Source organism: Candidatus Binatia bacterium (assembly GCA_036563615.1).
Taxonomy (GTDB): Bacteria; Desulfobacterota; Binatia; order UBA12015; family UBA12015; genus DATCMB01.
The window spans coordinates 187,512-211,634 of record DATCMB010000009.1 but is presented as its reverse complement, the minus strand read 5'-3'; the positions used below and the strand labels follow the sequence as shown (position 1 = coordinate 211,634).

At 71.8% G+C, this 24,123-nt stretch carries 18 protein-coding genes; 12 read left to right on the top strand and 6 right to left on the bottom strand.

Going from position 1 to position 24,123, the window contains the following annotated elements; translation table 11 throughout:
• Nucleotides 1-264: 264 nt before the first annotated feature.
• Complete coding sequence (locus tag VIS07_08685) at nucleotides 265-1,098, top strand: adenylate/guanylate cyclase domain-containing protein (protein HEY8515576.1); 834 nt, start codon at nucleotides 265-267, stop codon at nucleotides 1,096-1,098.
• Nucleotides 1,099-1,102: 4 nt separating this feature from the next.
• On the opposite strand, the gene VIS07_08680 is transcribed toward VIS07_08685, so the two are convergent.
• A complete protein-coding gene (locus tag VIS07_08680; protein HEY8515575.1) occupies nucleotides 1,103-1,906 on the bottom strand; it encodes an SDR family NAD(P)-dependent oxidoreductase in 804 nt (267 codons plus the stop codon).
• A gap of 56 nt (nucleotides 1,907-1,962) precedes the next feature.
• On the opposite strand from VIS07_08680, the gene VIS07_08675 reads away from it, so the two are divergent.
• Together VIS07_08675 and VIS07_08670 are read left to right on the top strand one after the other, a co-directional pair.
• Nucleotides 1,963-2,616 (top strand): helix-turn-helix domain-containing protein, encoded by a 654-nt coding sequence (locus VIS07_08675; GenBank protein ID HEY8515574.1) that lies wholly within the window; start codon nucleotides 1,963-1,965, stop codon nucleotides 2,614-2,616.
• A 3-nt stretch (nucleotides 2,617-2,619) separates the two neighbouring features.
• A complete protein-coding gene (locus VIS07_08670; GenBank protein HEY8515573.1) occupies nucleotides 2,620-3,723 on the top strand; it encodes an LLM class flavin-dependent oxidoreductase in 1,104 nt (367 codons plus the stop codon).
• Here the strand turns inward: VIS07_08670 and VIS07_08665 are convergent.
• A complete protein-coding gene (locus VIS07_08665) occupies nucleotides 3,704-4,516 on the bottom strand; it encodes an alpha/beta fold hydrolase (GenBank protein ID HEY8515572.1) in 813 nt (270 codons plus the stop codon). The genes VIS07_08670 and VIS07_08665 overlap by 20 nt on opposite strands.
• Nucleotides 4,517-4,660: 144 nt before the next feature.
• Here VIS07_08665 and VIS07_08660 point away from each other — a divergent pair, with 144 nt between their 5' ends.
• The gene (locus tag VIS07_08660) at nucleotides 4,661-5,422 is read left to right on the top strand and encodes an SDR family oxidoreductase (protein ID HEY8515571.1); all 762 of its coding nucleotides are present in this window, start codon (nucleotides 4,661-4,663) and stop codon (nucleotides 5,420-5,422) included.
• Nucleotides 5,423-5,480: 58 nt separating this feature from the next.
• Here VIS07_08660 and VIS07_08655 read toward each other — a convergent pair whose 3' ends face one another.
• The gene (locus VIS07_08655) at nucleotides 5,481-6,149 is read right to left on the bottom strand and encodes a DUF4142 domain-containing protein (GenBank protein HEY8515570.1); all 669 of its coding nucleotides are present in this window, start codon (nucleotides 6,147-6,149) and stop codon (nucleotides 5,481-5,483) included.
• 211 nt (nucleotides 6,150-6,360) lie between these two features.
• Between VIS07_08655 and VIS07_08650 the strand changes: the two genes are divergently transcribed.
• The 6 genes from VIS07_08650 to rmuC all read left to right on the top strand — a co-directional run bounded on the left by VIS07_08650 (nucleotide 6,361) and on the right by rmuC (nucleotide 14,936).
• Nucleotides 6,361-6,744 carry a hypothetical protein gene (locus tag VIS07_08650; GenBank protein ID HEY8515569.1) on the top strand — a complete coding sequence of 128 codons (384 nt, stop codon included), beginning with the start codon at nucleotides 6,361-6,363 and terminating at the stop codon, nucleotides 6,742-6,744.
• A gap of 101 nt (nucleotides 6,745-6,845) precedes the next feature.
• Nucleotides 6,846-7,460, top strand: coding sequence for a hypothetical protein (locus tag VIS07_08645; protein ID HEY8515568.1), 615 nt, complete (start codon nucleotides 6,846-6,848; stop codon nucleotides 7,458-7,460).
• 288 nt (nucleotides 7,461-7,748) lie between these two features.
• Entirely contained in the window at nucleotides 7,749-10,469 is a 2,721-nt protein-coding gene (locus tag VIS07_08640) for a glucosidase (protein HEY8515567.1), read from the top strand.
• Nucleotides 10,466-12,355 carry an alpha/beta hydrolase gene (locus tag VIS07_08635; GenBank protein ID HEY8515566.1) on the top strand — a complete coding sequence of 630 codons (1,890 nt, stop codon included), beginning with the start codon at nucleotides 10,466-10,468 and terminating at the stop codon, nucleotides 12,353-12,355. Before VIS07_08640 ends, VIS07_08635 begins: the two co-directional genes overlap by 4 nt.
• Nucleotides 12,352-13,368: a DUF4105 domain-containing protein gene (locus VIS07_08630; GenBank protein HEY8515565.1), complete on the top strand. Its 1,017-nt coding sequence runs from the start codon at nucleotides 12,352-12,354 to the stop codon at nucleotides 13,366-13,368. Before VIS07_08635 ends, VIS07_08630 begins: the two co-directional genes overlap by 4 nt.
• Nucleotides 13,369-13,526: 158 nt before the next feature.
• Nucleotides 13,527-14,936: a DNA recombination protein RmuC gene (gene rmuC / locus VIS07_08625; GenBank protein ID HEY8515564.1), complete on the top strand. Its 1,410-nt coding sequence runs from the start codon at nucleotides 13,527-13,529 to the stop codon at nucleotides 14,934-14,936.
• 9 nt (nucleotides 14,937-14,945) lie between these two features.
• Here the strand turns inward: rmuC and VIS07_08620 are convergent, their stop codons facing one another.
• Nucleotides 14,946-17,744: a hypothetical protein gene (locus VIS07_08620; protein ID HEY8515563.1), complete on the bottom strand. Its 2,799-nt coding sequence runs from the start codon at nucleotides 17,742-17,744 to the stop codon at nucleotides 14,946-14,948.
• A gap of 236 nt (nucleotides 17,745-17,980) precedes the next feature.
• Here VIS07_08620 and VIS07_08615 point away from each other — a divergent pair, with 236 nt between their 5' ends.
• Nucleotides 17,981-19,687: a glycosyltransferase family 39 protein gene (locus tag VIS07_08615; protein HEY8515562.1), complete on the top strand. Its 1,707-nt coding sequence runs from the start codon at nucleotides 17,981-17,983 to the stop codon at nucleotides 19,685-19,687.
• A 33-nt stretch (nucleotides 19,688-19,720) separates the two neighbouring features.
• On the opposite strand, the gene ligD is transcribed toward VIS07_08615, so the two are convergent.
• Nucleotides 19,721-21,433 (bottom strand): non-homologous end-joining DNA ligase, encoded by a 1,713-nt coding sequence (ligD, locus tag VIS07_08610; GenBank protein ID HEY8515561.1) that lies wholly within the window; start codon nucleotides 21,431-21,433, stop codon nucleotides 19,721-19,723.
• Nucleotides 21,434-21,495: 62 nt separating this feature from the next.
• Here ligD and VIS07_08605 point away from each other — a divergent pair, with 62 nt between their 5' ends.
• Nucleotides 21,496-22,314: a DUF72 domain-containing protein gene (locus VIS07_08605; GenBank protein HEY8515560.1), complete on the top strand. Its 819-nt coding sequence runs from the start codon at nucleotides 21,496-21,498 to the stop codon at nucleotides 22,312-22,314.
• Here the strand turns inward: VIS07_08605 and VIS07_08600 are convergent.
• Nucleotides 22,265-23,971, bottom strand: coding sequence for a PHP domain-containing protein (locus VIS07_08600; GenBank protein ID HEY8515559.1), 1,707 nt, complete (start codon nucleotides 23,969-23,971; stop codon nucleotides 22,265-22,267). The two genes, VIS07_08605 and VIS07_08600, sit on opposite strands and share 50 nt — an antisense overlap.
• Between the last annotated feature and the right edge of the window lie 152 nt (nucleotides 23,972-24,123).

Below are 24,123 nucleotides of genomic sequence, written 5' to 3'. Positions count from 1 at the left end.
CTTGCGTCGCGAGGGTGTACCACACAAGCAAGCCGTCGCCAGCTTCCCACATCGCCTTGCCGGCAACGTACACGACCTCGTTACGGTACGGCTCGTCGATCGCGATCTTGAAGCTGCGCGGGACGCGCTGGCCGCCGATCGTGTAGCCGTCGACGCGCGTCTCGCTGCGCGTCTGGCCGCGCCAGCTCGAGCGCACGCGGAACTCGACCATGCCCTTCTTCGGGTCGGCCGCGATGTCGCGGATCACCGCGCGCAGCGCCGAGCGTGCTCGCGCCGAGCATCGCCTCGGATCCGCGGCAGATCGAGCAGTGGGGACGCTTCGAGCGCCTGTCGGTGAGCCCCGGCGGCGCGCAGACGCTGTTCCGCATGATGCTCGGCCTCGACGTGCGTCACGTGCTGCCGACGATCCGCACCCCGACCGTCGTGCTGCAGCGCAGCGGCGACCGCATCACCACGCCGCCCGGCGCGCGCTACATCGCCGAGCACATCCCCGGCGCGCGCTACGTCGAGCTGCCCGGCGACGACCACTTCCCGTGGATCGGCGACGTCGAGCCGATCGTCGGTGAGGTGCAGGAGCTCGTCACCGGTCACCGCACGGCGCCGGAGCCCGACCGCGTGCTCGCGACCGTGCTGTTCGTCGACATCGTCGACTCGACCGGGCACGTGGCGCGCCTCGGCGACCGCGCATGGCGCGACCTGCTCGTGCGCTTCCGCGCGCTCGTCCGCACGCACCTCGCGGCGTACCGCGGCCGCGAGGTCGACACCAAGGGCGACTCGCTGCTCGCGACCTTCGACGGCCCCGCGCGCGCCGTGCGCTGCGCGCGCGCGATCAGCGACGGCGTCGCCGAGCTCGGCCTCGCGGTGCGCGCCGGGCTGCACACCGGCGAGTGCGAGATGCTCGGCTCCGACGTGACCGGGATCGCGGTGCACATCGGCGCGCGCGTCGCGGAGGCCGCCGATCCGGGCGAGGTGCTGGTATCGAGCACCGTCAAGGACCTGGTCGCGGGGTCGGGGATCGCCTTCAGCAGCCGCGGCACGCACACGCTGGCCGGCGTGCCGGGCGAGTGGGTGCTGTACCGCGCCGAGGTCGGTGCTTGACGCCCTACAAACCCATCAGCGCCGTGACGCCGTGGTCGCGGCCCGCCGTGTAGCCGCCGTCGACCGCGATCGCCTGGCCGGAGACGAACGACGCGTCCGACGACAGCAGGAAGCACGCGACCGAGGCGATCTCCTCGGGCCGCCCGAAGCGGCGCAGCTTGTGCTCCTCGCGGATGTGCTCGCGCACCGTGTCCATCATCGGCAGGTCCAGCACGCCGCGGAGCATCGGCGTGTCGATGAAGCCCGGGCAGATCGCGTTGGCGCGGATGCCCTGCCGGCCGTAGTCGATCGCGACGTTCCGGGTCAGCAGCACGACCCCGCCCTTCGAGGCGTTGTACGCGCTGCCGCCGGCCGTGCCCTCGAGCCCCTCGATGCTCGCGATCGTCACCAGCGAGCCGCGCTCGCCGTCGCGCGGCTCCTGCGTCAGCATCTGCTTGACGGCGTGCTTGACGACGAGGAACGTGCCCTTGAGGTTGACGTCGAGCACCGGATCCCAGCCGCTCGCGGCGTCGAGCAGGTGCACCGGGCCGCCGCCCGCCACGCCGGCCGCGTTGACTACGCCGTCGAGGCGGCCGAAGTCGCGCACCGCGAGCGCGACCGCGGCCTCCACCTCGTCCTCGCGCGTCACGTCGCACTTCGCGAAGCGGCACGCGTCGCCGGAGGCTTCCGGCGGCGGCTCGCTGCGGTCCGCGCCGACGACCCGGGCGCCCTCCGCGAGGCACTGCGCGAGCGTCGCGCGTCCGATGCCGGAGGACGCTCCGGTCACCAGCACCACCTTGCCCTCGAGCCGACCGCTGCGCGCCTGCATGCTCGTGCCCTCCGTCGCTTGCGCCGCGCTTATACAACTTGATAGGAGCTGTTCAAATGTTCAAACCGGCGACAGCGTCGTCGGGCGCCGCACGCGCGGCGTCGCCGCGTCCGCCGGGCGCGACCGCGGAGCGCATCCTCGACGCGACCGAGCGCTGCATGCGTCGCCTCGGGATGGCGCGCTTCTCGATGGCCGACGTCGCGGCGGCGGCGGGTCTGTCGCGCGGCGCGGTGTACTTCCACTTCCCCGACCGCGACGCGCTGGTACGCGCGGCGCTCGCGCGCGCCGCCGAGCGCTTCGTGCGCGACAGCGAGCAGGCGGTGCGCGCGCGGCGCACGCTCGCCGCGCAGGTCGCGGAGGCCGCGGTGTACATCCGCCGCAGGCTGCGCGACGAGCCGCAGGCGTCGGGGGTGGCCGGCGAGAGCGACACGCTGCTCGCGACCCTGCTCACCGCGCACCTCGAGGGCGTGGTCGCGAGCTGGGTCGACTTCTGGCAGCCCTACCTCGCCGCCGCGGCGGCGCGCGGCGAGATCCGCCGCGGCATCGACCGCCGCGAGGCCGCGGAGTGGATCGTCCGCATCATGCTGTCGCTGGTGGTGATGCCGTCGGCGGTCGTCGACCTCGACGACCTCGAGGCGGTCCGCGGCTACGTGAGCCGCTACATCGTGCAGGGCCTCGCGCCGCGCGCGAGCAGTGATCGGAGGAAGTGAGCGATGCGATTCGCGCTGTTCTACGAGATCCCCGTCCCGCGGCCGTGGAGCAAGCAGAGCGAGCACCGGGCCTACAAGAACGTGCTCGAGCAGGCGCTCGCCGGCGAGGAGTTCGGCTGGGACGCCTTCTGGACCGTCGAGCACCACTTCCTCGACGAGTTCTCGCACTGCTCGAACCCCGAGGTGCTCTACGGCGCGATCGCGAGCCGCACGAAGCGCATGCGCATCGGCTACGGCGTGCGGCTGATGCCCAAGCCGTACAACCACCCGGTGCGCACCGCCGAGTCGGTGGCGGTGCTCGACCTGCTCTCGGACGGCCGCGTCGACTTCGGCACCGGACGCTCGTCGACGCGCGCCGAGCTCGAGGGCTTCGGCATCGACCCGCACGAGACGCGCGAGATGTGGGCCGAGGGCATCCGCCACGTCGTCGACTGCTGGACCAACGACGAGGTCGAGCTGAACGGCAAGTTCTGGCAGATGCCGCGCCGTCGCGTGCACCCGAAGCCGCTCCAGGAGCCGCACCCGCCGATCTGGGGCGCGACCTCGAGCGAGGACGGCCACCGGCAGATCGGCGAGGCCGGCATCGGGCTGTGCTCGTTCGCCGTCGGCATCTCGCCCGAGGAAGTCAAGAAGAAGATCGACATCTACCGCGCCGCGATCCAGAACTGCACCAAGCCGCTCGGCAAGTACGTCCACAACCAGGCGTCGACCTTCACCATGGCGCTGTGCGCGCCGACCGAGGCCGAGGCGCGCGAGGTCGCCCGCGAATCCTTCGAGTGGTACCCGAAGGCCGGCGCGCGCCTGATCGGCTCGCTCGCGAGCTGGATGGCCGAGAAGAAGCGCGACCTCGGCAGCTACTCCTACGCCGCCGACATGAAGAACGTCGACGAGGCGGGCGCGCTCGACCTCTTGTCGCTCGAGTACCTGATCGAGAACGGCGCCTGCGTGCTCGGCACGCCCGAGCAGTGCGTCGAGGCGTGCAAGCGCTACGAGGCGGCGGGCGTCGATCTGCTGCTGTGCCTGATCAACCCGTACAAGATCCCGCACGAGAAGTGCATGCAGACGATCGAGCTCATGGGGCGCCACGTCATCCCGAAGTTCCGCTGACGCGGCCGAGGAAGCCCAGCACCGCGTCGCGCAGCACGTCGCCGGCGTCGGCCTGCAGCATGTGGCCGGCGCCCGGGATCAGCACGAGCTCGGCGCCCGGGATGCGCTGCGCGAGCAGCCTGCCGTTCTCCGTCGGCACGAGCAGATCGGCCTCGCCGTGCAGGACCAGCGTCGGCACGCGCAGCGCGCCGAGCTCGTCCCAGGTGTCGTGGTGCATCGCGGCCTGGAGCTGGCCGAAGTAGCCGGTGGGCGTGGTCGGGATCCGCATGCGCTCGGCGAGGTCCTCCTCGATGCGCTCGGGATGGTTTTGCCGCGTGTCCTCGCCGTAGAGGAACCACGCGTTGCGGCGGTAGACCTCCGCCGGATCGTCGCCGCCCGTGGCGAGCGCCTGCAGCACCTCGGGCGACGCCGGAACCGCGTTGCGTCCGCCGGGCGTCGTGCAGATCAGCACCAGCGAGCGCAGTCGCTCCGGATACGTCAGCGCGAGGCGCTGCGCGATCATGCCGCCGAGCGACATGCCGATGACGTGCGCGCGCTCGATGCCGCACGCGTCGAGCACCGCCGCCGCATCGCCCGCCATCTGCGCGATCGTGTAGGCGCCCTTCGGGACGTCGGAGCGTCCGACGCCGCGGTTGTCGAAGGTGATCGCCTGGTAGCGCTCGGCGAGCCACGGAAGGCTGCGGTGCCAGCCGTAGGCGTTCGAGCCGAGGCCCATGATCAGCAGCACGGGCTCGCCCGTGCCGTGCGTCTCGTAGTGGAGGCGGACTCCGTCCGCAGAGGTCGCGTGAGGCATCCGGCGCTTGTCGCATGCGCGGACGCGTCGCGAAAGCGCCGGCGTCACGATCGTGTGCGACACGCGCACAGCCCCGGTTCAGCCCCGCGCGCGAGTTGCGTTCGCGGCCGCAGCTCGTGTAGCGCCGATCGCGGAGGGCAGCAGATGACGCGCAGCGCACAACGGCTTTTCGATCTCACCGGCAAGGTCGCGTTGATCACCGGCGGCAGCCGCGGGCTCGGTCGCGAGATGGCGCTCGCGTTCGCGCAGGCGGGCGCGGACGTCGTGATCGCGAGCCGCAAGGCCGACGCCTGCGAGCGCGTCGCCGCGGAGGTCGAGGCGCTCGGGCGCAAGGCGCTCCCGCACGCCTGTCACGTCGGCGACTGGCAGGCGCTCGACGCGCTCGCCGACGCCGCGTGGTCGCACTTCGGCAAGGTCGACATCCTGGTCAACAACGCCGGGATGTCGCCGCTCTACCCTTCGCTCGCCGAGGTCAGCGAGGCGCTCTGGGACAAGGTGCTGGCGGTGAACCTGAAGGGGCCGTTCCGCCTGACCGCCAACCTCGGCACGCGCATGGCCGCGGCCGGCGGCGGCTCGATCATCAACGTCAGCAGCATCGCTGCGATCCGCCCGACGCCGACCGAGACGCCCTACGCGGCGGCGAAGGCGGGGCTCAACGCGCTGACGGTCGCGTTCGCGCACGCCTTCGGCCCGAAGGTGCGCGTGAACTGCATCATGGCGGGGCCGTTCCTGACCGACATCGCGAAGGCCTGGCCGCCGGCGGCGCTCGCCGCGATCGAGTCGACCTCGGCGCTCCGGCGCGCCGGCAATCCCGACGAGATCATCGGCGCCGCGCTCTACTTCGCGTCCGACGCGTCGAGCTTCACGACGGGAGCGATCCTGCGCGTCGACGGTGGCAGGCCGTAGCGGACCTGCCGCCGTCGCGTGCGGCGAAGCGCTCTTCGTTGCTTGACGAGGCCGTGCGTCAGCGCTGCGCCGGATTCTGCGCGGGGCGCGGCGCCGCGCCCTGACGCTCGTCGAGCTCGTGGCCGGTGGCGAGGCTCTGGCTCACGCTGCGGGCCATGCTCAGGTGATGGTCGAGGACCGGCACCATGCGTCGCGCGTACGCGGCGACGTCGCCGTCACCGGTGCGCGCCTTGGCGTTGAACAGCGCGAGGTCCTTCTCGTGGTCCGCGACCATGTGGCTCATGTACTCACGGTCGAACTCCTCACCTTGCAGCTTCGAGAGCTGGTCCTTGAGCTGCTGGTCCGCCGGGCTGAGCTTCGTCGGCTGCTGGATGCCTTCCTGGGTCGCGGTGTTGGCGAGGATCGACTGCGCCGAGGTGTGATCCTTCTTCATCTGCTCGGCGAAGCTCCTGACGGAGTCGTTCTTCGATTTCTCGAGCGCGAGGTCGGCGAGCTGGACCTCCGCCATGCTGCCCTCGAGCGCCTGCGGCACGAACGCCTGATCGTCGAGCAGAACGGTCTTCCCCGCCGGGCTGTCGGGCACCGCCTGGTTGCTGCCGGGCCTGCCAGCGTCCGTGGTGGTCGCGCTGCCCTGCGCATGGCCTGCGCGGCCTGAATGATCCTCAGCCCACGCGGCCGGCGCGGCGAGCAGCGCGAGCGCGGCCGCGCATGCGAACGTCCTGAGCATCGTCGGACCCTCCTTGCCCGAGCAAGGCAGCAACGCTCGTGCCCCGCGCTTTCGCTGGATCGCACGACGTCCATCGCTGCGCGCGAGCGGGAATTGCACCGCGCGGCTGTAATTCCGTCCGCGCGCGCTCGTCGTCGTGCGTGACGAGCGCGTCCGAGGTCGCGCACCTCGGCGCGTCTCCCTGGCACATGCGCTGCACCACGCAGCCGCCATGAGACGCAAGCTTCACCAGCGGATGATCGTCGCCGGCGCCGCCGCGGCGCTGCTCCTCGCGGGCGGGGTCGCGCACGCGCAGGGTGGCTCGGGCGCCGGCACCGGAGCCAGCGCCGGCACGGGCAGCGGCGTGGGCACGTCCGGCGTCGGCAGCGGGCTCGGCAGCCCGGGGAGCGCGCCCGGCACCGCGAGCGGACGAGGCACCGCCGGCGCACCGGGCACCGCGGGCGGCTCGCTGAGCGGCACGCGTGCCCCGAGCGCGGCGAATCCCGCCGGCGTCCCTCCTTCCGGCATGCGCCGCGGCGGGCTTGACACGGAAGGGACTCCGGGCGACGTCAACCCCGGCCCCCGCAACCCGGTACGTCCCGAGACGACGCGCTGACGTCCCGGGCCGCGTCCTCGTCCAAGGTCGTTCAACGAGTCGGCGCAAAGCGCCGACAACCAGACGAAGTCGCCCTTCCGGCGGCAGGAGGAGGACGAGCCGTGACGACACGAACGCTTCTCATCGGTGCAACCGCCCTGGCGATCGCGCTGCAGGCCTGCGCGAGCCGCAAGCCCGCCCCGCCCCCGCCGCCCACCGTCTCGGTGAGCTCCTCGCGCACGGAAGGCGGCGGCATGGCCGAGGAGACCGTCACCGTCACGGCAACGGTGCAGTCGATCGACCACCAGACGCGCATGGTGACGCTGCTCGGACCCGACGGCGACACCCGCAGGGTGCACGTCAGCGACGACGTCAAGAACCTCGACCAGGTGAAGAAGGGCGACCTGGTCACCCTCGTGCTCTACGAGGCGATCGCCTACCAGGTGCGCAAGAAGGGCACGACGGAGCCCGGCATCGCCGAGGCCGCCGACGTCGCGACGGCGCCGTATGGCGCGCGCCCCGGAATGGCGGGCGCCTCCGCGGTCACGATCACGGCGACGATCGTCTCGGTCGACCGCCACACCAACACCGTCAAGCTCAAGGGACCCGAGGGCAACGTCGTGTCGGTGAAGGTGAGCGATCCGACCCGTCTCGAAGGCGTCGCCGTCGGCGACCTGGTCGAGATCACGTACACCGAGGCGGTCGCGGTCGCGGTCACCCCGGCGCCGAAGAGCTGAGCCGACGTTGCGCGGCGGCGCCGGCGGCTGGAGACGCAGCTTTCCTCCGCCGGCGCCGGTGCGCTGCCCGGCGCCGGTCGGCGCGCGGCCTGGACGCCTGTCCCGGCGTCGCCGGCAGGCGCTCGACCGCACGCGCGCGCGTGACGCGGCGTCGCATCCGCCCGCACGTCCGACGTCGCTTCGCGGACCCACCCGAGCGCAGCGTTCCCTCATTCCTCGCGGCCGCGAACCAGGCATGATGTTCTTGACGGCCGGTCGCGATCCAGCGCCAGCGCCGGGGAGGTTCCGGTGACCGCAGAGCAGCAGCGTTTGGACGAAGCGCGCTCGGGCGTCGCGTGGCGGCGCTGGGGGCCGTACCTCAGCGAACGTCAGTGGGGCACGGTCCGCGAGGACTACAGCGAGACCGGCGCCGCCTGGGACTCCTTCACGCACGACCAGGCGCGCTCGCGCACGTACCGCTGGGGCGAGGACGGGCTCCTCGGGATCAGCGACGACAAGCAGCGTCTCTGCTTCGCGCTCGCGCTGTGGAACGGCCGGGATGGGATCCTGAAGGAGCGTCTCTTCGGCCTCACCAACAGCGAGGGCAACCACGGCGAGGACGTCAAGGAGTACTACTTCTACCTCGACTCGACGCCGACCCACTCGTACATGAAGGCGCTCTACAAGTACCCGCAGCGCGCCTTCCCGTACGCGGACCTGGTGGAGACCAACCGCGCGCGCACGCGGCGCGAGCTCGAGTACGAGCTCATCGACACCGGCGTCCTCGACGACGACCGCTACTTCGACGTCTTCGTCGAGTACGCGAAGGCCGCTCCCGACGACGTCGCGATCCGCATCACGGTCGCGAACCGCGGACCGGAGGACGCGCGGCTGCACGTGCTGCCGACGCTGTGGTTCCGCAACACGTGGCGGCGTCCGCACGGCGGTGCGAAGCCGTCGCTGCGCGCGCGCGACGGCTCGTCCTCGGAGCCCGCGATCGTCGCGTCGCACGACGTGCTCGGCACGTACGTGCTTTCGTGCGACGACGCGTCCGCGACGCTCCTCTTCACCGACAACGAGAGCAACGAGGAGCGTCTCTCCGGGCAGCCGAACGCGAGCCCCTTCGTCAAGGACGCCTTCCACCGCTGGCTCGTCGACGGCGAGGCGGGCGCGGTGAACCCGGAGCGCACGGGGACCAAGTCGGCGGCGCACGTCGCGTACGTCGTGCCGGCGCGCGGCGAGCGCGTGCTGCGTCTGCGGCTCAGGGCAGACGGCAGCCACGAGCCCGCGTTCGGCGCCGGCTTCGATGCGCTCTTCGAGCAGCGCAAGGCCGAGGCCGACGCGTTCTACGACGTGCTCACGCCGCCCGCCGCCGACGCCGAGGAGCGCATGATCGCGCGTCAAGCACTCGCCGGGATGCTGTGGTCGAAGCAGTACTACTTCTTCGACCTCGACGTCTGGCTCGACGAGCACCGGAGCCATCCGCTGCGCCACAAGGAGGCTGGCAGCGTGCGGAACCGCGAGTGGTTCCACATGCTGAACGACGACGTCATCTCGATGCCCGACAAGTGGGAGTACCCGTGGTACGCGGCGTGGGACCTCGCCTTCCACTGCCTCGCGCTGGCGATCGTCGACATCGACTTCGCGAAGCAGCAGCTCGACCTGATGCTGAACGAGCTCTACCTCCACCCGAGCGGTCAGCTTCCCGCCTACGAGTGGAACTTCGGCGACGTCAATCCGCCGGTGCACGGCTGGGCGACGATCCACGTCTACCGCAGCGAGCTCATGCGCACCGGCCGCGCCGATCGCGCCTGGCTCGAGCGCGCCTTCCACAAGCTGCTGGTCAACTTCACCTGGTGGGTCAATCGCAAGGATCCGCGCGGCAAGAACGTCTTCGAGGGCGGCTTCCTCGGCCTCGACAACATCGGCGTCTTCGACCGCTCGAAGCCGCTGCCGACCGGCGGCTCGCTCGAGCAAGCGGACGGCACGGCGTGGATGGTGCTCTACAGCCACAACATGCTCGAGATCGCGCTCGAGCTCGCGGCCGAGGATCCGGCGTACGAGGAGCTCGCGCTGAAGTTCGTCGAGCACGCGCTGTCGATCGCCGCGGCGATGGACCGCATCGGCGAGGCGCACGACGCGATGTGGGACGAGGAGGACGGGTTCTTCTACGACGTGCTGCGCCTCCCCGACGGCAGCGCGCAGCGCCTCAAGGTGCGCTCGCTGGTGGGGCTGCTGCCGCTGTGCGCGACGACCACCATCTGGGCGACCGACGTCAGAGAGCGCTTTCCCCGCCTGTTCCGTGGCGTGCAGCGCTACCTCGAGCGCTACCCCGAGCTGCTGCACAACATCATGCCGCCGACCGAGGTGGGCGTCGGCGGCCGTCGCTTGCTCGGTGTCCTCCAGGAGAGCAAGCTGCGCCGCGTCCTTGCGCACATGCTCGACGAAGGCGAGTTTCTGAGCCCGTTCGGAATCCGCTCGATCTCCCGCCATCACCTCGAGCACCCGTTCGTGTTCGTGGTGCACGGCGAGGAGCACCGCGTCGAGTACCAGCCGGCGGAGTCGACCTCGGGGCTCTTCGGTGGCAACTCGAACTGGCGTGGACCGGTGTGGTTCCCGACCAATCTGCTGATCATCCGCGCGCTGCTGACGATGTACGCCTACTACGGTGACGACTTCACGGTGGAGTGCCCGACCGGCTCGGGACGCCGCATGACGCTCTACGGCGTCGCGGAGGAGATCGCGCGGAGGCTCATCACCATCTTCCGCCGCGGCGCCGACGGCCGCCGCCCCGTCTACGGCGACACGACGAAGTTCCAGACCGATCCCCACTTCCGCGACCTGCTGCTGTTCTACGAGTACTTCCACGGCGACAACGGCGCCGGCATCGGCGCGAGCCACCAGACCGGCTGGACCGGCAACGTCGCGGGTCTGATCCAGCTCTTCCGGCACCTGACGCCGCAAGCCGTCCTCGGCTCGCACGAGCGTCCGTCGGTGTTCTACGTGCCGCCGAGCGAAGGGGCGCGGTGAAGCAGCACACGCTCCACGTCGGCGTCGCGCTGCTGCTCGTCTGCTGCTCGACGATCGCCGGCTGCGGCACGCCGGTCGGCGTCAAGCGCATGGACCCGACCACCGTGCAGCGCGAGCTGCAGCGCAGCATCTTGACCTCGGACACGCTGAGCGCGCCGACGCGCAACACGCTCTACCGCTACGACCTCGTCGAGCTCTGGGAGGACGACCCGGCCGCCACCATCGCCGCGCTGCACGAGGTGCTGGCGCGCGGTGAAGCGCGACGCAACGACGTCTACGCGCTCGCCGAGCTCTCGTTCGCCTACGCCGACAGGAAGAACGACCCGGCCTACCACCGCGCCGCCGCGGTGTACGCCTGGCTCTTCCTCTTCCCGCGCGAAGACGAGCCGCTGCAGCCGCTCGACGCGCGCATCCGCGTCGCGGCCGACATGTACAACCGCGGCCTCGTGCGCGGCTTCGCCTACGGACGGCGCGGCAACTTCGTGCCGCAGTCGGGCAGCTACCCGGTGCCGTTCGGCACGCTCGACGTCTACTTCGACGAGTCGGAGCTGATCTGGGGCAGCCGCAAGCTGACCGACTTCGTGCCGGTCGCCGACCTCGAGGTGAAGGGCCTCGCGACGCGCTACCGCTGGACCGGCATCGGCGCGCCGCTCGCGGCGAGCACCGAGCCGCTGTACGGCAAGAGCTTCGACGATCACGTCGAGCCGTGGGTGAAGGTGCCGGTGACCGCGGTGCTGCGGCTCGGCGACGACGTCGGACCGCAGCTCGAGGCGGGACGGGTCGCCGGCTGGCTGACGCTCGAGGAGCCCGTGCAGCAACGCGACGTCGAGATCGACGGGCAGCGCGTGCCGCTCGAGAGCGAGACGACGGCGTCGCTCGCCTACATGCTCGCCGAGTCGCCGGTCTGGCAGCGCGAGATCGGCGGCTTCCTGCAGCGGGTCGGCGCGATCGAGAAGGGCACGCAGCTCGCGTCGCTGTCGCCGTACCGCCCGGGGCGGATCCCGATCATCCTCGTCCACGGCACGGCGTCGAGCCCGGGTCGCTGGGCGCAGCTCATGAACGAGATCCTCAACGACAGCCGCATCGGGCCGCGCGTGCAGGCGTGGCTCTTCATGTACGACACCGGCAACCCGATCGGCTACTCGGCGATGCTGCTGCGCGAGTCGCTGCGCGAGATGGTCGAGACGCTCGACCCCGAAGGCAAGGACCCCGCGCTGCGCGACATGGTGGTGATCGGCCACAGCCAGGGCGGGCTGCTCGCCAAGCTCACCGCGATCGACAGCGGCGATCGCTTCTGGCGCATCGCGAGCAACCGTCCGTTCGACGAGATCGACCTCGGCAACGACGAGCGCGAGATGATCCGCAACATGGCGTTCATCGAGCCCGTCCCGAGCGTCAAGCGCGTCGTCTTCCTCGCCACCCCGCACCGTGGCAGCTACGTCGCGGGAAGCTGGCTCGCGCACCAGGCGGCGCGGCTGATCGTCTTGCCGGCCGATCTCACGCGCCTCGGCACCGACCTGCTGCGGCGCAACCAGGACAAGCTCAACGCGCGCGCCTGGGGCCTGGGCACGAGCGTCTTCGGCATGACGCCGGGCAACCCGATGATCGAGGAGCTCTCGAAGACGCCGCTCGCGCCCGGGATCAAGGGACACTCGATCATCGCGGTGAAGGATCCCGAGGCGCCGTTCGAGACCGCGGACGACGGCGTCGTCGAGTACACGAGCGCGCACATCGACGGCGTCGAGTCGGAGTTCATCGTGGTGTCCGGGCACTCGTGCCAGGACAATCCGCACACGATCAACGAGATCCGCCGCATCCTGCTCGAGCACATCGCCGAGTACGACGCCGCGCACCCGAACGCCGCAACCGCCCCGCCGCCCGGATGAGAAGAGCCGGAAGCGTCCTGCTCGCCGTCGCGGCTCTGCCCTTCACCCCCTGGGCGGTGCTCGCCCTGTGGTTCCGGCTGCCGGGACCGGCGTGGCTCGCGCACGGCGTCGCGCTCGCGTTCGCCGCGGGCGTGCTGCTCGTGCTCTTGCGCGTGCGCTCGCTCGCGCGTCGCGCGGCGCTCGTCGGCATCGCCTTCGCGGTGGTGCTGCTGTGGTGGTCGTCGCTGCGGCCGTCGAACCAGCGCGACTGGGCGCCCGACGTCGCGCGTCCGCCGACGGCGCGCGTCGAGGGCGACACGCTGATCGTCGAGAACGTCCGCAACTTCGACTACCGCAGCGAGACCGACTTCACCGAGCGCTGGGAGGAGCGCCGCTACGACCTCCGCAAGCTGCGCGGGCTCGACCTCTTCCTCTCCTACTGGGGCTCGCCCGCGATCGCGCACACGATCGTCAGCTTCGACTTCGGCGACGGCGAGCACCTCGCGATCTCGATCGAGACGCGCAAGGAGCGCGATGAGGCGTACTCGGCGATCCGCGGCTTCTTCCGCGAGTACGAGCTGTACTACGTGGTCGCGGACGAGCGGGACGTGGTGCGGCTGCGCACGAACTACCGCGGCGAGCAGGTCTACCTCTACCGCCTGCGCGCGCGCCCGGAGCCCGTCCGCGAGCTGCTGCTCGACTACGTCGAGACCATGAACGAGCTCGCGCGCAAGCCGCGCTGGTACAACGCGCTGCTCGAGAACTGCACGACCGGCATCCGCGTGCACACGCAGCACGTCGGCGTCGCCGCGCCGTGGGACTGGCGGCTGCTCGTCAACGGCCACGTCGACGAGATGCTCTACGAGCGCGGCGCGATCGACACGAGCCTGCCGTTCGCCGAGCTCAAGGAGCGCAGCAACGTGGTCGAGCGCGCCCGGGCCGCCGACCACGACCCGGCGTTCTCCGCCCGCATCCGCGCCGGCCTGCCCACACCCGAGCCTCCGCCCTTCCCCGCGCCGCGAAACAACCGCTAGGGTTTCGCGAGCCGATGCGCTACAAGATGTTGCGCTCGGCCGCGGGACGGGCGCAGGGGACAGCCGCTGTCCGCGAAAGCGGGTAGGCTCGGAGCCGATCGAGGCTCCGAGGGCGCCCGCGGCCCGCGGTGCGAAAGGCGCAGGAGGGAGGCGACGGCATGACGGACTTGGCGGGCATCATCGAATCGGTCGACGTCCTGTACGTCGCGGCCGCCGCCACCGCGCTGCTCACGATCGTGCTGCTGATCGTCGCCCTGCGCCGCCCGCGCCGCGACGAGCTGGCGCCGGTCCTCGACGCGCTCGAGCAGCTCCGCGAGCGCCACGACCGCACCGAGAGCACGGTGCGCGACGAGGGCGAGCGCAACCGCCGCGAGGCGTCGAGCGTCGCGCGCGAGACCCGCGAGGAGCTCGCGCGCAGCCTCGGCGCCTTCGGCGACTCGCTGCACAGCCGCACCACCGACATCGCGCGGCTTCAGCAGACGCAGCTCGAGCAGTTCGGGCAGCAGCTCACCGGCCTCCTGCAGACGGTCGAGCAGCGCCTCGATCGCCTCACCGAGAGCAACGAGGGCCGCCTCGAGCGCCTGCGCGCGACGGTCGACGAGCGCCTCGGCCAGATGCACCGCGACAACGCCGAGAAGCTCGAGCTCGTCCGCCAGACCGTCGACGAGCGCCTGCACGGCACGCTCGAGCAGCGCCTCGGCGAGTCCTTCAAGCAGGTCTCGGAGCGCCTCGAGCAGGTGCACAAGGGGCTCGGCGAGATGCAGTCGCTCGCGTCGGGCGTCGGCGATCTCAAGAAGGTGCTGAGCAACGTCAAGACGCGCGGCGGCTGGGGCGAGGTGCAGCTCGCGGCGCTGCTCGAGCAGGTGCTCGCGCCCGAGCAGTTCGACCGCAACGTGCGCGTGCGCGAAGGCACGCTCGAGGCCGTGGAGTTCGCGATCCGGCTGCCCGGCAATGGCAACGGCAACGGATCGCGCGAGTGGGTGTGGCTGCCGATCGACGCCAAGTTCCCGCTCGAGGACTACCAGCGCCTGGTCGACGCCGCGGAGGCGGCCGACCGCGAAGCGCACGACGCGGCCGTCAAGGCGCTCGAGCGCCGCGTGCAGGCGTGCGCCAAGGACATCTGCGTCAAGTACATCAACCCGCCGCGCACCACGGACTTCGCGATCATGTTCCTGCCGACCGAGGGTCTGTACGCCGAGGTCGCACGTCGTGTGGGCCTGCTCGAGACGCTGCAGCGCGACCACCGCGTCGTCGTCGCCGGCCCGTCGACCTTCGTCGCGCTGCTGAACAGCCTGCAGATGGGCTTCCGCACGCTCGCCATCCAGGAGCGCTCGAGCGAGGTGTGGAAGCTGCTCGGCGCGGTCAAGACGGAGTTCCGCAAGTTCGGCGAGGTGCTCGACGGCGTCAAGAAGAAGCTCGACCAGGCGTCGACCACGATGGAGCAGGCCGCCCGCCGCTCGCGCGCGATCGAGCGCAAGCTGCGCGACGTCGAGCAGCTGCCGATGTCCCAGGCCCAGGCGCTGCTCGGCGACGCAAGCACGCTCGAGGAGCTCGACGAGGCGGTGTAGGCCCTCGCGCTACGGCATCCGGTGCGTCTCCCGCACCGGGAACCTGACCCGGCCACCGACGCGGTAGAGGCCGAGCGTCGCCGTCGCGTCGTCGAGCTGCGCGAACCAGTCGCCGACCTGCGCCGCGCGGTAGCACCATGGGGTGCCGGCGGTGTAGGTCGCGGCGAGCTCGACGCCGCCGCCGACGCTGCGCAGCTCGCGGCACTCGTCGCGCAGCACCTCGAGCTGCGCGGGCGCGAGCCCGAGCATCGCCGCACGCGCGTCGCGCACGACGAGGCTCGCGTCGAGCGAGCGCTCGGCGAGGCGAGCTGACGCGTCCGCCGCCCGTCCCGCGCGCCGGCGGCGCAGCGACACGACGCCGTGCCGATCGATCTCGACCGCGCTCTCGCCGCCGCGGCCGCGCACCCGAAAGCGCACGCCGCGGCCCGTGAGCACGCCCTCGATTTGCGCAGCATCCACCGCGACCGGGACGCGCGCGTACTCGAGGAGCTGGAGCTGGTGCACGGCGAGCGAGGGACGGCGCGCGTCGGCGGCGCGCTCCTCGTCGAGCGGCTGGAGCCGCGCCGGGCGCTCGGAGCGCGCCTGCTCGACGTGGTGACCGTAGAGCACGGAGCCGATCGTGCCGCGCACGAGCGGCGGCTGGCGCTCGAGCACGAGCTCGTCGCCGTCGGCGAGCACGCCGAAGCTCACTCGGCCTTCGTGGTCGGCGTAGGCCTCGACCAGGCGGCGCCCGCCGTCGTAGGCGAGGACGCGGTCGGCCACCCAGAAGCGCTCGCCGAGCACGACCCACAGCCGCTTCTCGTACGGGTGCTCGTAGGGCGGCGGGTCGATCGACCAGCGCGGGTTGTACTTCTGGAAGTAGCGCGTCCAGTCGTCGACCAGCGTCTCGCAGTACGCCACGCGCCAGGCCTGCGCCCAGAACTCGCCCTCCTGGGCGACCTGCGGATCGAGCGGCGGCGGGAACGGGATCCAGACGAGGCGTACGCCCGCGCTGGTCACGACGTGCGTGCGAAAGCACGCCGCAGCCGGCGGGATCTCCCCCGCCGGGATCGAGATCGCGAGCTCGACCTCGCGGGGCTTGTCGGACAGCACGGACCTGCGCACGAACTTGTCGTAGTCCTTGCTCGGCGGCAGCCCCTGAAACGCAATCGTGTCGGGGAAGGTCGCGCACACCGTGACCGGCCAGTCGCCTGCCGTTTGCTTGACGAGGATCGAGCCGTTGGCGCTCCAGTGGAGCGGCCCGTCGCACGTCTTGCGCGGCTCGACCCACGCGAGCGTCCCCGGCACGACCTCGATCGTCGGGCGCGCGAGCCCGCCGACGGAGACGTTGCCCGCGAGCACGAGCCCGTCGGACCGACCGCTGGCCGCATCGAGCGTCAAGCCATAGTCCGCGCCCGGACCCGGCTCGACCGAAAGCTGCAGGTAGCAGACCTGCACGTCGGGATTGCTCGGATCGGGGATCTCGCAGCCGGCGAGCGCCTCGTCGAGCGTGCTCGACGTGTCGCCTTCGAGCGCGAACAGCACGACGTCGACGACGCACAGCGCGAGCAGCGCGACCGGTCCGAACACCACGGCGACGCCGACCGGGAACAGCGGCTTCGTCCCCTGCAGCCAGCCGACGAAGTCGCCGACGAAGCTGCCGTCGAACAGCGACTCGAGGCGGTCGAGCAGGTTGTCGAGCTCGAGCGAGTGCGTGACGCCGTGGCAGAGCGCGGCGATCGCGTCCGGATCGGCGTCGTGCGACGCGCTCACGTCGGCGCGCAGCACCGTCCGCGTCTGTCCGCCGATCTGCCGCTGCGCGATGCCGAGCCCGCAGGCGACCTTGACGGTCACCGGGACGTCGATCCCCTGGCCGAGGCACTTGAGAGCGTCCGGCGCCTTGCCGCTGCACGAGAGATCGATGCGCGGCGGGGACGCGTTCCAGGTCGCCATCGGCGCGCCGCTGCGGCGAAAGGCGTTCTTCTTCTCCGCCGCCTCGAGCCCCTGCTCGAACATCCGCCGCCCGCGCCCGACCAGGATCTCGCGGTCGATCAGCAGCGCCCAGTCGCGTCCCGCGCGCAGGTCGTCGACGCCGGTCTGGTTGTGAAACGCTTGCCAGGCGGCGAAATCGATCCCGGCTTGCCCGCCCTCGCGCAGGTCGAAGCGCATCTCGATCGAGCCGAATCCGACGCTGCCGGCGATCCCCATGTGTGCGACCGGCGGCAGCTCGAGCGCGCCGAGCTCGTCGAGGAAGCCGAGCGGTTGCGCGATCGGTTCGGCGAGCGCCGAGGCGAGCATGTTTTCGACGTCCTTGCTCTCGAGGCCGACCTGGAAGCGGGCAGCCAGCTTCGCGAGGCTCTTCCCGACCGTGACGTCGCGGGTCTGGACGTGCGTCAGGGTCAACGCCCGCTGGGCGTAGTGCATCTCGAGCGCCAGGCGAAAGACGAGCGTGACGTCGAGCGTGTGCACGTCCGGCGCCATGTTGATCTTGCTGTGCAGGTCGAGGAACGTCACGATCCCGAGGGTCACCCTTTGCGCGAAGTGCAGCGCCGGGTGCTCGAGCGGCGTTCCGTCGAGCGCGAAGGTCCGCGACGGTCCGACCTCGAACGGCAGCGGCGGGTTCTCGCTGATCTCGATGTGGTCGAGGAAGACGAGCCCCTTGTGCGTCTGCTGCGGCTTGTTCAGGAGCTCGAACGGGCCGAGGTCGTTGCCTTGCGGCTGCGATGCGACCACCTCGAGAACCTGGGCGTCGCAAAGGTTCTGCTTGGCGAAGCCGCGGCGCAGGATGCGCGCGAACGTCTCCCCCGCGAACTGCACCCGCAGCAACATGGGGCACCTCCTTCCGCCACGCCCTGCGCGAAGGGCGACGAAACCGGCTCCGGGTCACGCGGAAGGAGGGTGCGCGCGCGGACCGTCGCACGGGGCCGGGTTGCCGTCAAGTAGTTCCCTCGTCGTCGCCTGCACGCTTCGCTTCGGCGCGTGAAAACCGCTAAGACCGTGCGCCCACGACACGGGGCGGCACGTCCACCCTCATGAGGCGACGAGGCTCATCAGGCGAATACGGCTTGCTCGCGGGCGTCGTGCTCTTCTTCTGCCTGCTGTCCGCGAGCTATTCGGTCGTCGCACCGCCCTTCGAGAACCCGGACGAGGTCGAGCACGCACGCTACGCGGTCTTCCTCGCGGATCATCGTCGCCTGCCGCGCCTGCTCGGCGACTGCGTGCGCATGGCCTTCCACCCGCCGCTCTACCACGCGCTGCTCGCGCCGCTCGCGGCCGCGACCGGCGTCGACTACGAGCGCGTGTTCCTCGGCTACGCGCTCAATCGCGATCCGAGCACGCCCGGCGTCATCCTGGCGCACGGCTTTCCCGACGAGCGCTTTCCGTACGCGGACGGTCCGCGCTTCGTCCACGCAGCTCGTCTGCTGACGATCCTGCCCGGCGTCGTGCTGCTCTTCTTCACCTGGAAGCTCGCCAGGGTCGTCCTCGGCGGCACGGGACCGCCGCTGGTCGCGACGGCGCTCGCCGCGAGCTTGCCGCAGCTGCAGTACATCTCGGCGTCGCTCAACCACGACGCGCTCGCCGCCGCGGCAGGAGCGGGCGTCGCGTACGCGAGCGTGCTGCTGTTCGCGCGGCCGACGGCGCGCATCGCCGCCTGTGCGGGGCTCGCGCTGTCGGTCGGCCTGCTCACCAAGGCGTCGAGCGTCGCGCTCGTGCCGGTGCCGCTCCTCGCGCTCGCGCTTTCGCCGGCGGGCCCTGTGGCGAGGCGGCTCCGGCTCGCGCTGCTGGTGGCGGTGGTGCCTGCCGTCCTCGCGGGATGGTGGTACGTCGAGCAGTGGCGCGAGCTCGGCTCGCCGTTTCCGACCGCCCGGCTCGTGCGCGACACCTGGGTCGGCTTCGGCCTCCGCCGCACGGAGCCGTTCGCGGGCGTCGATTACTGGCACTTCGCCCGCAACGTCTACGAATCCTTCGTCTTCAAGGCCGGGCTGATGCACGTCGCGGGTCCGAGCGTCGCGTACGTCGTCTGGCTGCCGTTCGTCGCCGCGGCGCTCTGCGGGCTCGCACGGCTCGCCCGCGCGCGGCGCACGCTGCCGCTCGCGGTCGGCGTCGTGTGCTTGACGGCGGCGCTGCTCTCGTTCAACCAGAGCGTGAGCTCGCCGCAGGGGCGCTACCTCTTTCCGGTGCTGCCGGTCCTGGCCGTCGCGGCGACGAGCGCGGGGCTGGCCGCGTTCCGCGCGCGCTTCGCCGTCGTCGCGGGCGGCTACGTCGCGCTGCTCGCGCTGACGTCGCTCGCGACGCTCGTCGGTTACGCGCAGGTGTTCGCGGGCATCGCGCCCCGGCCGCGACCCGACGTCGCCGGCACCGCGCGTCTCTTCTGCGACAACGAGTACCGCCAGCCGCTCGAGGCGACGGGCGACGTGCTCTCCGGGCTGCGGCTGCGCGCGCGCGCGGACGGCGAGCGCGACTTCGTGCTGCGAGTTGCGCTTCACCGCGCCGACGAGCCCGAGCCGGTGCGAGCCGTCGAGCTGCCCGGCCACGCGCTGCCGAGCGAGCTCGCGCCCGTCGAGGTGCGCTTCCCTCCCCTGCCCACGCAGCCCGGCGAGCGCCTGATCGTGAGCTTCTCGACCCGGGACGCGACCCCGCTCGCGAAGCCCGTGCTCGCCTACGAGCCGCGGACCAACGGCGACGGATTCTCCGTCGACGGCGCGCCGCAGCGCGGACGTCTCGTGATCGAGGAGATCGCCGCGAGCTCGATCCCGGCGACGCCCGGCTGACGCCCGCGCGCACGCAGCCTTCGCGCGAAGGCCTCAGCGCATCCCGAGCTGCTTGCGCGCCGCCGCGGTGATCGATTGCTTGACGTCGTGCCAGCCGGCCCACGGGTCCGGGCGCTCGCCGAGGAAGCGCGGCAGCGTCGTGATCGTGAACTCCTTCGGATCGACGCCGCGCTCGAGCTCGTCCCACGAGACCGGCGTCGCCACCGTCGCGTACGGACGCGCGCGCGGCGAGTACGCGGCGACCGCGGTCGCGCCGCGCCCGTTGCGCAGGTAGTCGATCAGGATCTTGCGCTTGCGTCCCGCCTTGGCGGGGTTCGTCGTGTAGAGCTCCGGCTGATCGGCGGCGAGACGGTCGGCGATCGCCTTCGCGAAGGCCTTGAAGTCGTCCCAGCCGATGCGCCGCGCGACCGGCGCGACGACGTGCAGCCCCTTGCCGCCCGTCGTCTTGACGAAGCTCTCGAGGCCGAGGTCGTGCAGACGGCGGCGCAGCTCGAACGCGGTCTCGACCACGATCTGCCACGGCAGCTCGGGGTCCGGATCGATGTCCATCACCAGCAGGTCGGGACGCTCGATCTGGTCCGCGTGGCAGCCCCAGTGGTGGATCTCGAGCGTCCCGAGCTGCGCGAGCGCGATCAGGCCCTCGAGGTCCTCGATCATCATGTACTGCGCGACGCCGTCGTCCTCGGGGATCGGGACGCGCCGGATCGACTTCGGGATGCCGTGTCCCTCGCGAGCGTGCTTCTGGAAGAAGCACTGCTTGTGGTGGCCGTCGGGACAGCGCACGAGCGTCAGCGGACGGCGCCCGGCGTGCTCGAGCAGGCGATCGGCGACCACCGCGAAGTAGGCGATCAGCGCCGCCTTGGTGAGCTCCGCCTCGGGGTAGAGCACCTTGTCGAGGTTCGTGAGCTTGACGTCGACCGGCAGCGCGCGGACCAGATCGAAGAGGCTCTGCCCGCCCTCCTCCGCCGCCGCGCCGTCGTCCTTGGCGCCGCGTTTCTTCTTGACGCGCGTGCCGCCGTCCTGCTCGGCTGCCTGCCGGTTCGAGTGCCACAGCCGGTCGCGCGCCTCGCCGACCTCCTCGAGCGTGCGTCCGGTCGCGACGCTCTCGGGACGCTCCTGCACGATGTCGGTGCGCTCGCTCGCCGCCTCGTCGCGCCCCTTGAACAGCAGCCAGCTCTCGTGCCGGTCGGCGTCGCGCCCCGGGCCGCGCGTGCGCACGAGGTGCCAGCGACCGTGCAGCTTCTCGCCGTGCAGCTCGAAGGTGAGCCGTCCGCGACGCAGCGCCTCCGCGGGGTCGCCCTCCGGCGTCCAGGTGCCGCGGTCCCACACCACGACCGTGCCGCCGCCGTACTCGCCGGCCGGGATGATGCCCTCGAAGTCGGCGTACTCGAGCGGGTGGTCCTCGGTGCGCACCGCGAGCCGACGCGTCTTCGGGTCGAGGCTCGGCCCCTTCGGCACCGACCAGCTCCAAAGCACGCCGTCGTGCTCGAGGCGGAAGTCGTAGTGCAGGTTGCGCGCCGCGTGCTTCTGGATCACGAACAGCGGACCGCGCGCCTTGCGCTTGCGCGCCGCCTTGCCGTCGCCCGAGGGCTCGGGCGTCTTCTCGAAGCGCCGCTTCGCGCGGTAGGTCGCGAGACGTGCCTCGGCCGAGGTCTTCGCCGCGCTCGTCTTCTTCGCGCGCTTCGTCCGCCCCTCGCTCGCGGTGCGAGCGAGGCGCGAGCCGCCGGCACGTGCGCTCGTCTTCATGGCGTTCCCGACCATCGTGCCACCGGCCGGGCGCTGGCGCGAGACGTGCTTCCGCCCTTGGGGTGGCCCGCGGACGCATCCTCGTCGGCACGAGCGGCTGGAACTACCCCTCGTGGCGCGAGCACCTCTACCGGGGCGTGCCGCGCCGCGACTGGCTCGCGCACGCCGCGCGGACCTTCGGCGCGCTCGAGGTGAACGGCTCCTTCTACGTTCAGATCGCGCGCGAGACCTACCGCCGCTGGCGCGACGAGACGCCGCCCGAGACCCGGTTCACGATCAAGGGCCACCGCTTCGTCACCCACTACAAGCGCCTGCGCGACGTCGAGCGCTCGGTCGTGCTGCTGCGCGATCAGGCGAGCGGCCTCGGCGACAAGCTCGAGGCGGTGGTCTGGCAGCTGCCGTCGAGCTTCGCGGCCGACCTCGAGCGCCTCGCGGGCTTCCTGCGCGCGCTGCGCGCCTGGCGCAAGGCGCGGCACGCGATCGAGTTTCGCCATCGCTCGTGGTTCACCGACGCGTGCGCCGAGCTGCTCGAGCGCCACGGTGTCGCGGTGTGCATCAGCGACGCGCCCGACTTTCCGCTCTGGGACGCCGCCACCGCGGACTTCGTCTACGTCCGCCTGCATGGCCACACGCGGAAGTACGCGTCGTGCTACTCGCGCGCGAGCCTGCGCCGCTGGGCGGCGCGCGCGGTCGAGTGGGCGCGCGAGGGCCGCGACGTCTACGTGTTCTTCGACAACGACGCCGAGGGCCACGCGGTGCGCAACGCGCTCACCTTCCGCGCGGAGATCGACGCGCTGACGGCGCCGGGCAGACTCACGCCACCACGCGGACTCAGGCCGGGCGGACGGCGCGCGCGAACTCGTCGGGCGGCAGCGTGTTGAGCACCTCGTGGCGCCGGATCCGCGCGCGGCGTGCGATGCCGACGGCGTTCGCGAGGTAGTCGAGCTGACCGGTCGCGTGCGCGTCCGCCGACAGCACGAAGCGCGCGCCACGCGCCCGCGCGAGCCTGGCGCGCTCGGGATCGAGGTCGAGCCGCCGCGGGTCGCCGTTGATCTCGACCGCGACCCGCGAGTCGCCGATCGCGTCGAGCACCCGATCGAAGTGCACCGCGATCGGGTCGCGGTGGAGAAGGATGCGTCCCAGCGCATGGCCCCAGATCTTGAAGATCGGCTGGCGCAGCGCGGTGACCACGCGCCGGGTCATGGCGTCGACGTCGAGCTTGTGCCGCTGGTGGATGCTCGCGATCACGACGTCCATCTGCGCGAGCACGTCGTGCGGGTAGTCGAGGCTGCCGTCGGCGAGGATGTCGCTCTCGGTGCCGCGCAAGAGCCGCACGGAGGTCGCGCGCTGGGCGGCGTCGATCTCGAGCCACTGCTGCCCGATGCGATCGAGCGTCAGACCGCCCGCGTAGCCGGCGCTGCGCGAGTGGTCGGTGATCGTCAAGTATCCGAGCCCGCGCGCGGCGGCGGCCTGCGCCATCTGGGCGATCGTGTGCTTGCCGTCGCTGTAGGTCGTGTGGCAGTGCACGGCGCCCGCGAGGTCTTCGAGCGCGATCAGATCGTCGAAGCGGTCGCCCGCGAGCGCGGCCGCGATCTCGTCGGTGCCGTCGCGCACCTCGGGCGGCAGCCACGGCAGGCCGAGCGCCGCATAGAGCGTGGCCTCGTCGGGCGCCGCGATGCGCTCGAGCTCGGTGCCGCGCTCGCGCGCGTGCGCGCGCAGCGCCGCGAGGTGCCCATGCGAGCCGGTCGCGAGGACCAGGGCGACGCCGAAGCGCTCGCGTGACGCGACGTACAGCTCGCACACGACGCCGCTCGCGAGCTGGCCGCGCAGCACGCCGATCCTGGCGCCGTCGCGTGCCCCGTCCTGCTGCGCCTCGTCGAGCGCGACGGTCGCGGCGTAGCTGCGCGTTCGCGCGAGCAGCGTGCGCGGGTCGTCGCTCGCGACCGCGAGCACGACGCGGTCCGCGACCTCCATCCAGCGCCGCACCGGCCCGCACACCTGCACGTCCGCGACGCCCGGCGCCGCGCGCACGATCGATGCGAGCTCCTCGCTCGCGAGCCGCGCATCCTCGAGCGTCAGCAGCGCGCCGCGCTCGTGTCGCGTACGGATCGCCTCGAGGACGCGTGCCTCGCTCACGCGGCCGAATCCCGGCAGCTTGCGGACCCGCCCCGCCTCGCAGAGCGCCGCGACCTCCTCGAGGCTCGTCGGCGCGAGCCCCTCGTGCAGCCGTCGCGCGCGCTCGGGCCCGACCTCCGGCAGCGCTGCGAGCTCGAGCACGACGCGCGGCCAGCGCTCGCGCAGGCGCTCGAGCAGCTCGATGCGTCCGCGGGTCGCGAGCTCTTCGATGACGCGCGCGAGCGACTTGCCGATGCCCGGCAGCTCGTCGAGACGTCGCTCGGCGATCAGGCGGTCGAGCTCGGCGACCGCGCCGATGCTGCGCGCCGCGCGCTCGTATGCACGCGCGCGGAAGCGGTTGCCCTCGAGGTCGACGTAGGCCGCGATCTCGCGCAGCGCGGCGGCGATCTCCGCCGGCGTCATGCCTGCTCGCTCATGCGGCGCATCGCGAGAGATCGTGCAACGGACGTGCCCCGGATGTGCGCGCAGCGGCCCCACGCGGGCGTGCGGGTCGAGCGCAACGGACGACGTCGCGCGGCGCGATCTCCGTTTGTCGCTTCGACATCATCCCTCCC